This is a genomic window from Sutcliffiella halmapala, from assembly GCF_002019665.1.
Lineage (GTDB): Bacteria > Bacillota > Bacilli > Bacillales > Bacillaceae_I > Sutcliffiella_A > Sutcliffiella_A halmapala.
On the sequence record NZ_KV917375.1, the window covers coordinates 1061141 to 1074390 of the forward strand.

The window sequence follows — 13250 nt, forward strand, 5'->3', positions numbered from 1 at the left end:
CATGGCAAGAGAGTGGATAGCAGGCCCTAAACAATATGAAGATATTTTATATGAAACATATAATGGGATTGCCAAGATTACAATCAATCGTCCAGAGGTACATAATGCGTTCCGTCCAAAAACAGTGATGGAATTAATTGAAGCATTTGCGTATGCACGTGATGACGCAAATGTCGGTGTTATTATTTTAACAGGTGCTGGTGAAAAAGCATTCTGCTCTGGTGGAGATCAAAAGGTTCGTGGACATGGTGGATATGTAGGAGAAGATGAGATTCCGCGATTAAACGTATTGGATTTACAACGTTTAATCCGTGTAACTCCAAAGCCGGTAGTCGCGATGGTAGCAGGGTACGCAATTGGTGGAGGACATGTTCTTCATATCGTCTGTGATTTAACAATTGCAGCAGATAATGCGCGTTTTGGTCAAACAGGTCCTAAAGTTGGTAGCTTTGATGCAGGATATGGATCAGGTTACTTAGCTCGTATCGTTGGGCATAAAAAAGCTCGTGAAATTTGGTACTTATGCCGTCAATATGACGCTCAACAAGCCTTGGATATGGGTCTTGTGAACACAGTAGTACCTTTAGAGAAACTAGAAGATGAAACAGTACAATGGTGTGAGGAAATGCTGGAAAACAGCCCTACTGCACTGCGTTTCTTAAAAGCAGCATTTAATGCTGATACGGACGGATTAGCTGGAATTCAGCAGTTCGCTGGCGATGCAACATTACTATACTATACAACTGATGAAGCGAAAGAAGGCCGTGACGCATTCAAGGAGAAAAGAAAGCCAGATTTTGGTCAATTCCCTCGCTTCCCTTAATATTGATGATGAGGGCAATCTAAAAGCAGTGTGCTTTTGGGTTGCTCTTCTTTTTTCTAGGCTCTGTTCAAGTACAGTGTTGATTTTTAGGTACCAAGCTGTTGATTGGAGCACGAGGCGAAGCCTCCTGCGGGAGGTAGCGTTTTGTGGAGACCCCCGCAGGCAAAAGCCGAGGAGGCTCCACAAGCGCCCTCTGGATAAGCGAAGCCTCGTGCGGAAATCAACAGCGGTGTTTAACATAGCCTTTTTCTATTGTCGTGAAATAGGAGGTGGATTAAATGGTTACTGTTCCAAATTTCTTAGTAAAAAGAGCGAGCCTTACTCCAAATCGAATCGCATATGAAATAGAAGAAGAGAAGGTAACATTCGCTGACTTACATAATCAAGCTACGATAATCGCAGGAAAGCTTGCCTTTCTTGGTGTGAAAAAAGGCGATATCATATCTATTTTCATGAAAAATAGTATCGAGCTAGTGGAAGTTATTTTTGCATTAAAGCATATTGGAGCAATTACAGTATTACATAATTTGAGATTAACTTCACAGGAACTAGCCTTTCAAATGGAAGACGCAGGAACGAGATTCCTTATAACAGATGAAGAGAGAATAGCTCATTTAAATGATTATTTACTTATACATCAGGAAAATATCCTGTCGATAAAGAAAGTAAAGCAGTCAAGTGAAGGGGCAGTAGTAATTCAAGAAGAGTTTGACTTAGACTCCGTGGATACCATTATGTACACAAGTGGAACAACCGGTCATCCAAAAGGTGTCAAACAAACGTATGGTAATCACTTTTGGAGTGCGACTGGCTCTGCGTTAAACCTTGGATTGCACGAGAATGATGCTTGGTTAGCAGCTGTTCCGCTTTTTCATATTAGTGGTTTATCGATTTTGATGCGCGGTGTCATATATGGGATGAGAGTGATATTGCATGAAAGATTCGATGGCCAAAAGGTCAATCTGGATATAAGAGATAAGGGTGTTACGATTGTATCGGTAGTGAGTACAATGCTCCGTACTCTTTTAGATGAGTTAGGAGAAAAGAAGTATCCTTCAACATTTCGTTGTATGCTCGTAGGTGGAGGACCTGTTCCTTTACCGATGCTTGAAGAATGTGAAAAGAAGGAGATTCCGGTATTTCAGACTTATGGGATGACAGAGACTTGTTCTCAAATTGTTACCCTTTCACCCGAAGCAGCACTGACGAAAATAGGAAGTGCAGGAAAGGCTTTGTTTCCTTGTCAGCTTAAGATAATGGATGAGGGAAAGGAAGCGGCAGCAGGGCATGCTGGTGAAATAGTGGTGAAAGGTCCAAATGTGACCCCAGGTTATTTTCAAAATGTAGGAGCAACTAATAAAGCAATGAAAGATGGCTGGTTTCATACTGGTGATATTGGTTTTTTAGATGAAGATGGTTTTTTATTTGTATTAGATCGTAGAAGTGATTTAATCATTTCTGGTGGAGAAAACGTGTACCCAGCAGAAATAGAGTCTGTTCTTCTTGCACATCCAGGAATAAAGGATGTAGGTGTGACTGGAGTGGACGAGGTAAAATGGGGTCAGGTGCCCATCGCTTTTGTAGTTAAAGGGCAAAGTAAAGTGATGGAAGAAGAGGTTCTTCAATTTGTCTCTCAAAGACTAGCTGGCTACAAGGTGCCAAAGAGAATTATTTTGGTGGATAGCCTGCCAAGAAATGCTGCGAATAAACTATTACGGAGAAAGCTCGTGGAATTACTACCAGTTGAGTTGGACGTTAGGGGTCCTACGAAATGAAAATAAAAAAGATAGAGATGTTTCACACGTCCATGAGACTTGTACAACCGTTTCGGACTCATTTAGGTACAGTAACAGAGCGGGAAAGTATTTTGTTGAAAATAACAGATGTGGAAGGTTACAGTGGCTGGGGTGAGGTAGTGGCTTTTTCCTCACCATGGTACACCGAAGAAACCATTGGGACGGCTTGGCACATGTTAGAAGAGTTTTTTATTCCGTCTATTATAGAAGGAGAGTGGGACCACCCTAGTACGCTATACGAAGCCTTAACAGTCTGGAAAGGGAATCCAATGGCAAAGGCAGGTATTGAAATGGCAGCTTGGGATCTCTTTGCAAAGAAAGAGAACAAGCCGTTAGCTGATTATATCGGTGGTATTAGCAAAAAGGTTCCAGCAGGTGTTGTTGTTAGTGTAGATACGCCAAGTAATATGTTAGCAACTATTGCTGTCCGGTTAAAAGAAGGTTATGAACGTGTGAAAGTGAAGATTGATCCTGAAAATGACTATGAAATGATTAAAGCAATACGGGAAGTGTTTCCTAAGCTAGCTTTAATGGCAGATGCGAATTCTGCCTATAAGTTGGATGATGTAGAGAGATTACAGAGGTTAGATCAGTTTGATTTATTAATGATAGAACAACCATTAGCAGCAGATGATATTGTGGAGCATGCACAACTCCAAAAAAAATTATCGACTCCAATTTGTTTGGACGAAAGTATAGTTTCCTATCAAGACGCAGAAAATGCGCTTAAAATTGGAAGCTGTCAGGTGATTAACATCAAAATTGGACGTGTAGGTGGTTTGACGAACGCAATTCGAATTCATGACTTATGCCAGCAGCATAATGTGCCGGTATGGTGCGGTGGGATGCTTGAGACTGGGATATCCCGGGCATTTAATATCGCATTGGCTACCCTACCTAACTTCTCTATTCCTGGAGATATATCGGCATCTTCTAGGTATTGGAAAAAGGATGTTGTTGAACCTGAGGTCGTAGTAAGGCATGGGAAAATAGATGTACCGACCTTCCCGGGAATTGGTTTCTCAGTGAATGAGCCATATGTGAAAGAAATAAGTAAACGCATTAAAATATACGAAGCATAAGAAAGATAGGTACGTAGTAAACCGTTCTATGCTAGCTTTCTTACAACAATAGCCCCCGCAACTCAGCGGGGGCTATTAATGTTCCAGTCAGTAACGTAAAGTAGGAATTCCTGCGAGGGCCAGGCACCAAAAACGGTTTAATTAAAATAGTTTTCAAAAAACTTTGCTTGACAAAAGTTTGCTTTGGGTTTAAATTTTGTATTAGGGCAACTTTTTAAGTCATAGGTTAAATTAATGTATATGTTCAAGATAAATGGCACATTTTCACTAGAGTCTGCATAAATTGGATTTGAACTCAGTGAAGTGTGTTAATTTTTAACATAAAACTTGCACAAGAGCAACATTTATTGCTAAGTACAATATTCACGAGGGAGAGAATGAATGATGAAAAAGATTTTATTAAAACTATTACTTGTAAGTGCAATTGCTTTAGGACTGTCGGCATGTTCTTCTGCAACTGGAAGCGATGAAAATGAGAAAGAAACAATTAATGTAACAACTACGATTGCTCAAATCGGTGATATTGTTTCAAATGTTGGTGGAGATAAGGTGAAAGTTGAATCTCTTATGGGACCAGGAATTGACCCCCATCTTTATCAAGCTTCACAAGGAGATATTAGCAAGCTAAATAAGGCAGATATTATTTTTTATAATGGGTTGAGACTTGAGGGAAGAATGGGAGAAATCCTTAACAAAATGGCCAATGATAAGATGACCGTTGCGGTGGGAGAAATGATCCCAACTGATTTATTATTAGTGGATGAAACAGATGCAAACAAAATGGATCCGCATGTTTGGTTTGATATTAATTTATGGATCCACTCCGTTGAAGCTGTTACTGAATCATTAGTGAAGTATGATGAAGAAAATGCAGACTTTTATAAAGAAAATGCAGCAAAATATATGGTAGAATTGAAAGAATTAGATGCATATGCGAAAGAAAAAATAGCCTCCATTCCTGAAGAAAGTAGAGTATTAGTAACGGCTCATGATGCGTTTAAGTACTTTGGAGCTGCATATGGAATGGAAGTTACTGGTTTACAAGGACTTAGTACTGATGCGGAATTCGGTTTAAGAGATGTGCAAGAAATAATCGATTTGTTAGTAGAGAGAAATATTAAAGCAGTTTTCGTGGAAAGTAGTATTTCCGAAGATTCCATTAATGCGGTAGTGAAAGGTGCGGAAAGCAGAGGGCATACCGTTGTAATCGGTGGAGAATTATACTCCGACGCAATGGGAGAAGCCGGGACAGAAACTGGCACATATCTAGGCATGTTCAAACATAATATTGACACAATCGTTGAAGCGTTAAAATAAAGACTTTATTAAAAATTAAAACTTATAGTTGATTTTAACTACCTGTGACGTTCAACAAATACCTAGCTATTTTCAGGGTAGCCAAAATAAAAAGGTAAGGTGACTATTTATGGAACCAGTAAAGATAGAAAATCTAACAGTAGCTTATCATCGAAAACCCGTCTTAAAAGAAATAAGCTTTACTGTTCCAGAGGGGAAACTCATCGGTATCATTGGACCAAATGGTGCTGGTAAATCAACGCTTATCAAAGCTGCTTTAGAGTTAATTCCAAAAGCATCTGGAACCATTTCTATTTATGGAAAACCTTATAAATCACAAAGGAAATTAATCGGTTATGTACCCCAGCGTGGTTCTGTAGATTGGGACTTCCCAACAAATGCTTTAGATGTAGTCTTAATGGGAAGATACGGACATATAGGGTGGATCAAAAGACCAAACAAAAAGGATATTGAATTTGCATATGACTGTTTAGATAAAGTGGGTATGAGAGAATATGCTACAAGGCAAATTAGCCAGCTATCTGGTGGGCAACAACAAAGGGTCTTTTTAGCGAGAGCACTAGCTCAGGATGCTAGTATTTATTTTATGGATGAACCATTCGTTGGAGTGGATGCAGCAACGGAAAAGGCAATTATTACGATTCTCGATGAACTAAAAGCCCAAGGGAAAACGGTATTGGTTGTGCATCATGATTTACAGACAGTAAAAGAATATTTCGATTGGGTATTACTGATCAATTTAAGAAAAATAGCGATTGGACCTACAGAAGAAGTTTTCACGATGGAAAACTTACAAAAAACTTATGGCGGTCGTCTAGCTTTTTTAGATCAAAGTCAGGCAATCGTAGAACAGTAGGAGTGACAGGATGGACACGTTACTATATATGCTAAGGGATCCAAATGTGCAATGGGTACTAATAGGAACAATATTGTTAGGTATGGCTAGTGGCGTGCTTGGTAGTTTTGCACTTCTAAGAAAGCAAAGTCTATTAGGAGATGCCATGGCACATGCTGCATTACCTGGAATATGTATCGCATTTTTATTATACGGTGCAAAATCAATGTCTTGGTTTTTAATTGGCGCTGCTATTTCTGGTCTAATAGGGACTTATTGTATCCAGGCTATTATCAAGCATTCCAGAATAAAAGAGGATACGGCAATAGGGCTCGTGTTATCCGTCTTTTTTGGAGTGGGAATCGTTCTCTTAACCTATGTTCAGCATCATGGTAAAGGGAACCAAGCTGGCTTAGATTCCTTTATTTTCGGGCAGGCGGCAGCAATTGTAGGTGTAGATGTTCAAATTATTAGTATTATCGCCTTTATCCTGGTTTTTATAACTTTCCTTTTATTTAAAGAATTCAAATTGATTACATTTGATCCCCAATTTGCCCAAGGGATAGGATTACCGATTAAATGGTTAAACGGACTCCTTATGACTTTGATTGTTGGAGCAGTTGTGATTGGACTTCAAGCAGTTGGTGTTATATTAATGGCTGCCATGCTGATTACTCCTGCAATAACAGCTAGATACTGGACGGAAAGGTTAGATCACATGGTAGTGCTAGCTGGTTTTGTTGGTGGGCTTTCGGGAGTAATTGGTACTCTCCTAAGTACCATATCTAGAGGAATGCCAACAGGACCGCTTATCATCATGGCAGTAACGATTTTGTTCCTCTTTTCTCTATTTTTTGGTACAAAGAAAGGGTTAGTTCAAAAAGCCATTAAACAATTAAAAGTGAAAAAACAAATAACAAGCGAAAATATTCTTTCATCATTATATGAGCTTTCTGAGAATTCCTTACAACAGACAGAAGGCAAAACAATGGGTAATTATTCTTTAGAAACTGTTTTGGCACTTCGACCAACCAATGTGCTCACCATTCAGCGAGTTGTGAAGGATTTGAGACAAAGGGAGATCATCCAAATTAATGAAGATAAACAAATAAGTTTAACTGAAAAGGGATTACAGCTTTCTCATGATATAGTGTTGAAAAACCGCCTTTTAGATATGTACTTAATGTTTGAAAGTAAGTTTCCTGTAGCAAATTGGAGAGAAGGAAGTATGGATCTATTAGAAGGACCAAAAGAAGTATTAGATGAATTACAGTCCTTATTAAATGATTTTGGAAGAATGCCAATGGCCCTTCCGTTATATGAGGCGAAGAAGCAAATGAAACAAATGGGCCCTCATTCCATTATGAAAAGGAGTGCAGGGAATCTATGAGTTATGAAGCATGGATTATTTTAACCGGATCATTAGTCGGAATTACGTGTGGGATTACAGGTTGTTTCCTTATTTTGAGAAAAATGGCAATGTTGGCAGATGCGATTAGTCATACCGTATTACTAGGTATTGTCGGTGCCTATTTAGTATCGAGTAGTTTAGAAGGGGTTTATATGTTTGTCGGTGCCCTTATTGTTGGATTGTTAACGGCCTTTTTTGTACAGTTATTACACTCATCAGGCGTACAATCTGATGCAGCAATCGGTGTTGTTTTTACTTCATTATTTGCTTTAGGGGTTATCCTTGTATCTATGTATGCAGGGAGAATTCATTTAGATGTTGACCATGCATTAATGGGAGAGATAGCTTTTGTCCCATGGGATACGCTGGTGATTGCTGGCATGGATTTAGGACCGAGAGCAGTCTGGATGCTTGGTGCTGTACTTGTCATAAATATTGGATTAATCGTTTTCTTTTACAAGGAGTTAAAGATATGTGCCTTTGATCCAGAAATGGCTGCAGCAATTGGAATTCCAGTATTATTTATGCATTATTTGTTAATGGGGATGTTGTCTATTACAACCGTTGCCTCATTCGATAGTGTTGGAGCTATCTTAGTTGTTGCTATGCTTATTGCGCCTGGAGCAAGTGCTTATTTATTAACAGATAAATTAAGTGTGATGCTGGTGCTTAGTGCAGTGATAGGTGTAGCATCTGCTGTACTTGGATATTATTTAGCTTATCTCTTTAATGTTTCTATTTCGGGTTCGATGGCTACGATGGCGGGAGTGTTATTTACTCTTACATTTTTCTTGTCTCCGAAGCATGGAATTGTGATGAAGTGGATTTTTAGAAGATCATTGGCGAAAAGTTCAGTTTGATTTGAGTGACCTCCGAATATGGGGGTCTTTTTTTATTTATAGGATACCTGTTAAATTCCCTGTTGATTTTTGCTTCTATCAACATCAAGTCAAAATCAGCTAGGAGTTTTAATACAATCAGAAAGTGGACTAGGAGTAGAAATACTCCATAGTCCACCGAAAGTGTGAGCCCTACTCAGCTTAATGGGAGGGCTCGAAGGTTTTACAGTCTGTATCTTTGCTATCGTGTGCGGTATTCCCTTTATGACTTACCACATAGATAGCATCTGCATTGCAGCGATTTCCTTGACCCCAGTAGTTACAGTTCTCTACTTCACATAGTACTTCTACATCTTTTGCCATCGTTTTTTCCTCCTCCTTTTGTACATACGAAACATCTATATTTTGTCCTTTCGTCATTTTTCCATGCTTATTTTTCAAAAAAAGTAAATAAATCATGAATAATTTTATATTTTATTGACAAAGAGAATCATTCTCAACTATTATAGAGAGTATAAGAGAGAATCGTTCTCAATTAAACTAGAAAGGAATGATAAAAATGACATCGTTAATGGTAGTAGGTGCAGATCATTTAGGAAATATTCATGATAAATTAAAAACGTACGGATTTGAGGATATTGTGCATGTAGATGGAAGAAAGGTACAGGTGGTAAAGCGTTCCATTCCAGATCATGTGGATTTGATTTTAGTGATGACCGATTACATAAATCATAATTTAGCAAAGGTGATAAAACAAAAGGCCAAAGAATGTAACAAGCCAGTGTATTACTGTAAACGCTCATGGAGCTCGATTCAGCAGGTATTAAGTAAAGTTTAGAGAAAATAGAAAAAGCTAACTCTTGATCTTAATGTTTATTTTTAAATGTAGCGGTCGTCCTTTATGAACAAGCACCAAAGTACATTGGAACAAAATGATATAGGCGATAATGTAAGAGACGAATAGTGCTCGAAAGGAAGCTGGATCGGTAAACTCATTCTGTGTGGTCACATTTGAGTGTATGATATACGGTAATTGAACTCTCCCGTATGCGTAACTAGCTAGCGAATATTGTATAAAAGCCGACACAATAGCAAGTCTTGGCAAGCCAGTCCAGCCCTTTTTTTATCAGGTAAAACGAGCGTAATTTCGGTTACAACTTACATTTCAGCAGAGGTGAATAGCCACATAAAGTAATCTATCTCCCAGTTAAATATCCAACTAACCTCATATCGAATCGACACCATGATTAATAGCGCCTCAAGGAATTTCCACTCCTCACTTTACTTCTTAGATTTTACAATCAGTAATTCTCCTATCAAAAAAGACAAATGATGATGAAGATGGAATAGGTGTACTTGATAGAACATAGAGATAGTTATATAATTAAAATCGTAATAATTACGATTTGAGAGAAGTGTATATTTTCATTCCTTTTATCACACCTTTATAATGGGTAATAGATAGGGAAGACTAAACGATAGGAGGGCTTTTCATGAAGAAAAAAGTGCCGGTATATGTGATTAGTGGATTTTTAGGAAGTGGCAAAACAACCATTCTTTTACATATGATTAATTACTTTAAGAATAATGGGAAAAAGCCTGGTATTATTTTGAATGAACTAGGGGACGAAAATGTAGAAAATCATCTTTTTGAAGGACAAAAAGTGGTCGAATTATTAAATGGCTGCATCTGCTGTACCATTCAGGAAGATTTAAAGTCAACGCTTGATTTATATAAAAACGAAGAGATGGATGTTTTACTTATTGAAGGTACAGGGGTTGCGAATCCATTAGAAATTAAGGATGTTCTCCTCGATCCATTATATATGGATTACTACGATTTACAAACTATGATTAGCCTTGTTGACGCAAGTCACTATCTAGAGTATCAAAGTTTTTTTAACAGTTCAAAAGAAATAAGAGCTTTGTTGAAAGAACAAGTTACTTCTGCCAATCTTCTTGTGTTAAATAAGATTGATTTAGTTTCAGAAAAGCAATTAAATAAAGTAGAAACAAAACTAGCGGATGAATTAGAGGATCATATACCTATATATAGAACAAGTTATGGTGAGGTACCGCTAGAGCTATTGCTTGAAAAGAGGGTGCATATCAGAGAATTGCATCATTCTAAGGAAGAGACAAGTGGAAGTGAGCATGGGCATCACCACCACCATCATCACCACATAGAGGCGACAAAGGTTAAAATGGAGCAGCCAGTTAATCGAGAAGAATTAGAAAGACAGTTAAAAAAGCTTTCTAGGCACGTTGTGCGGGCAAAAGGAATCATTCGATTAGATGAGTCTCCAGGTTTTTTTGAATTTCAGTATGCTGGTAATAGTCTCGTACTAAATGAATTAACTAGTAAAATAGATAAGATTACTCCAAGTATTATCTTAATCGGGAACAAGCTAGAAGAGGATAAAATCGAAAAATTTTATCAAGCATTAGTGGAGTAAAGTAAATCTTATGGATGATATAGGTGATAGGGGAGCTATCTCAGAGTCGGTGTGTAACTGGCAATGGGGTAGTTTTTTCTTGTTTAAATATTAAAAATCGGATATAAAAAAAGAAACAGGTGGATTCGCCCACCTGCTCCAAATAAAAAATTCTCGATCTTAGAAAATTAATTTAATGCCTTCTTCAATGTCTCTAGATTTTGACGCATTAAGCTAAAATAGTCCGCATCCTTGGCGATGTCATTATCTGTTACTGCTTCTAAATTGTGTAAAGTTAATGCCTCTGCCTTAATTTCATTTTTCACGACATCAGCAATTTTACCGCTAATATTTTGATCAAAAATGACGTACTGAATGTTATTTGATTTAGCTGTTTCTATAATTTTTGTCAGTTGCTTTTGTGATGGTTCTTGAGTTGGAGATAAGCCTGTTACACTAATCTGTTCAAGCCCATACTGTTTCTCCCAATAACCATATGCAGCATGGGAAACTAATATTTTATTTGTTTCTGCAGATTCAATTGTTTCCTTGTATTCTGCATCTAATTTTTCGAGTTCTTCTTTTAGGGAAGTAAAGTTCTTCTCAAAATCTTCTGTTGCCTCAGGTTTTAATTCTATTAATGCATTCTTAATATTCTCAGCAAGCACTACTGCAAGTGTGGGATCTAGCCATACATGTGGGTCTCCATCAGTATGGGTATGATCATCGTGCCCATCTTCATGTGCGTCCTTACCATGTTCGTGATCTTCTTCATGTGCGTCCTCACCATGTTCGTGATCATGATCTTCCTCGTGTGCGTCCTCACCATGTTCGTGATCATGATCTTCCTCATGTGCGTCCTCACCATGTTCGTGATCATGATCTTCCTCATGTGCGTCCTCACCATGTTCGTGATCATGATCTTCCTCATGTGCGTCCTCAGCATGTTCGTGATCGTGATCTTCCTCATGTGCGTCCTCATCATGCTCATGATCGTGATCTTCTTCATTTAGTAATTTAATACCATTTCCAGCTGCAACAATTTTCACGTTTTCTGTTTCAAGTACATTTTTTGCTTTATCAGCAAAGCCTTCTGCTCCGACACCAGTGTAAATAAATGCGTCGGCAGAAGCCATCTCACTCATAGTCTTGGTAGATGGTTCAAAAGTGTGAGCGTCAGCACCAGGTGGGTAGACTGATATTACTGTAATATGGTCACCACCCAATTTTTTTGTAAAATCCTCAAGAGGAAAGATTGTCGTATATATGGTTAGTTTCCCATTTTCCTCTGAGGTTTGATTATTCGAATTACATCCTACTAGAAATGTAAATAATATTAGTACGAAAATGAACAGTAATGGTTTAATTTTCATGTTGTTCTCCTCTCAATCGATTATCCTTGAACATTATATCGTAATTGTTACGATTTGAGAACTAGAAGATAAAAGATTAATTATTTTTTATATTTACTCTACAATGAAAGCGGGAATAGGATCGGATAAGCTATTCCAATCTTCCTGCATTTCTGCTTCGGTTAATAAGCAGGTATCTAAAGAGTGTTCAATTAATTGTTGTTCTAATTCTACTCCAATGAATACTAATTCTGTCATTCTATCGCCGTATATTTTATCCCATTTTTTCATAAGATCCGGCTCTTCTTTTAATGTTTGGATTCGGTCGGTTTCATTATAAGTAGCAACCCATTCACCAGCGCCTTGTATCATAATAGATGCGCCGGCTTGAGAAATTAAACCAGCCATATTATTTCTTGTCGCTAGCCAAAAGAAGCCTTTTGCTCGAATAACATTATCTGGCCAATTTTCCAGCCAGTTCATAAGGCGTTCTGGGTGGAATGGCTTTCGACGTCTGTAAACAAAGGACGAGATACCGTATTCTTCAGTTTCGGGGATATGTTCTTCGTTTAACTCTTTGATCCATCCAGCTCCTTGACTAGCTTTTTCAAAGTCAAATAGATTTGTATGTAAAATAGAATGCAAATCTACTTTGCTTCTAGTAGTTGGAATTAGCTTCGCTCGTGAATTGATTTTTCGAAAGAAGGCAAGTAGTTCTTGGATGTGCTCGGGTTCTAATAAATCTGTTTTATTGAGTAGTAAAATATCCGCAAATTCTATTTGGTCGATGAGTAAGTCAGCTATTTCTCTCTTATCATGTTCATCTGTTCCTTCTTTGCGATCTAATAAACTTTCTCCAGATTGATAGTCATCAAAAAAATTGAATCCATCCACAACGGTAATCATAGCATCTAGTCTACATTTTTTTGTTAAGTCAATCCCGAATTCCTCATCTAAATAAGTAAAGGTTTGTGCAACGGGGATTGGCTCGCTTATTCCAGAGGACTCGATGACAATATAATCAATATCTCCAGCATCTACTAAGCGGTCTACTTCTTTCAATAAATCTTCTCGCAATGTACAACAAATGCAACCATTTTGCATTTCTACGAGCCTTTCTTCGGTTCGAGAAAAACCACCTTGTTGGATAAGTGTTGAGTCGATATTGACTTCGCTCATATCGTTAACAATTACTGCCACTTTTAAACCATCTCTATTAGATAAAATATGATGGAGCAAGGTCGTTTTCCCTGCGCCTAGAAAACCACTAATAACGGTTACTGGGACTTTTGCCATTATGTACTTCCTTTCTTTTAAAACGTAATTATTACGATTTAAATTTTATACTACAAGAAACTTT

At 37.9% G+C, this 13250-nt stretch carries 12 protein-coding genes; 9 read left to right on the plus strand and 3 right to left on the minus strand.

The genetic code is table 11. The annotated features are described in order from the left end of the window. Position 1 precedes the first annotated feature (1 nt). From menB to BK580_RS05100, 7 genes are all read left to right on the plus strand, one after another. Complete coding sequence (gene menB, locus BK580_RS05070) at positions 2–823, plus strand: 1,4-dihydroxy-2-naphthoyl-CoA synthase (RefSeq protein WP_078379286.1); 822 nt, start codon at positions 2–4, stop codon at positions 821–823. 278 nt (positions 824–1101) lie between these two features. Continuing rightward, a complete protein-coding gene (locus BK580_RS05075) occupies positions 1102–2598 on the plus strand; it encodes an o-succinylbenzoate--CoA ligase (RefSeq protein WP_078379287.1) in 1497 nt (498 codons plus the stop codon). Next, on the plus strand, positions 2595–3701 hold the full coding sequence (gene menC, locus BK580_RS05080) for an o-succinylbenzoate synthase (protein WP_078379288.1): 1107 nt from the start codon (positions 2595–2597) through the stop codon (positions 3699–3701). The genes BK580_RS05075 and menC overlap by 4 nt, the downstream gene beginning before the upstream one ends. 381 nt (positions 3702–4082) lie before the next feature. Then, a complete protein-coding gene (locus BK580_RS05085; RefSeq protein ID WP_328589038.1) occupies positions 4083–5018 on the plus strand; it encodes a metal ABC transporter solute-binding protein, Zn/Mn family in 936 nt (311 codons plus the stop codon). 109 nt (positions 5019–5127) lie between these two features. Then, positions 5128–5874: a metal ABC transporter ATP-binding protein gene (locus BK580_RS05090; RefSeq protein WP_078379289.1), complete on the plus strand. Its 747-nt coding sequence runs from the start codon at positions 5128–5130 to the stop codon at positions 5872–5874. 10 nt (positions 5875–5884) lie between these two features. Next, positions 5885–7243: a metal ABC transporter permease gene (locus BK580_RS05095; protein WP_078379290.1), complete on the plus strand. Its 1359-nt coding sequence runs from the start codon at positions 5885–5887 to the stop codon at positions 7241–7243. Then, on the plus strand, positions 7240–8124 hold the full coding sequence (locus tag BK580_RS05100) for a metal ABC transporter permease (RefSeq protein ID WP_078379291.1): 885 nt from the start codon (positions 7240–7242) through the stop codon (positions 8122–8124). The genes BK580_RS05095 and BK580_RS05100 overlap by 4 nt, the downstream gene beginning before the upstream one ends. A 180-nt stretch (positions 8125–8304) precedes the next feature. Here BK580_RS05100 and BK580_RS05105 read toward each other — a convergent pair whose 3' ends face one another. Continuing rightward, positions 8305–8466 (minus strand): DUF1540 domain-containing protein, encoded by a 162-nt coding sequence (locus BK580_RS05105; RefSeq protein WP_078379292.1) that lies wholly within the window; start codon positions 8464–8466, stop codon positions 8305–8307. A gap of 196 nt (positions 8467–8662) precedes the next feature. Between BK580_RS05105 and BK580_RS05110 the strand changes: the two genes are divergently transcribed. Continuing rightward, complete coding sequence (locus BK580_RS05110) at positions 8663–8941, plus strand: DUF2325 domain-containing protein (protein WP_078379293.1); 279 nt, start codon at positions 8663–8665, stop codon at positions 8939–8941. A gap of 655 nt (positions 8942–9596) precedes the next feature. Continuing rightward, the gene (locus BK580_RS05115) at positions 9597–10559 is read left to right on the plus strand and encodes a CobW family GTP-binding protein (protein WP_078379294.1); all 963 of its coding nucleotides are present in this window, start codon (positions 9597–9599) and stop codon (positions 10557–10559) included. A 167-nt stretch (positions 10560–10726) separates the two neighbouring features. Here the strand turns inward: BK580_RS05115 and BK580_RS05120 are convergent, their stop codons facing one another. Together BK580_RS05120 and BK580_RS05125 are read right to left on the minus strand one after the other, a co-directional pair. Continuing rightward, the gene (locus BK580_RS05120) at positions 10727–11911 is read right to left on the minus strand and encodes a metal ABC transporter solute-binding protein, Zn/Mn family (protein WP_078379295.1); all 1185 of its coding nucleotides are present in this window, start codon (positions 11909–11911) and stop codon (positions 10727–10729) included. A gap of 93 nt (positions 11912–12004) precedes the next feature. After that, the gene (locus tag BK580_RS05125; RefSeq protein ID WP_078379296.1) at positions 12005–13186 is read right to left on the minus strand and encodes a GTP-binding protein; all 1182 of its coding nucleotides are present in this window, start codon (positions 13184–13186) and stop codon (positions 12005–12007) included. Positions 13187–13250: the final 64 nt, after the last annotated feature.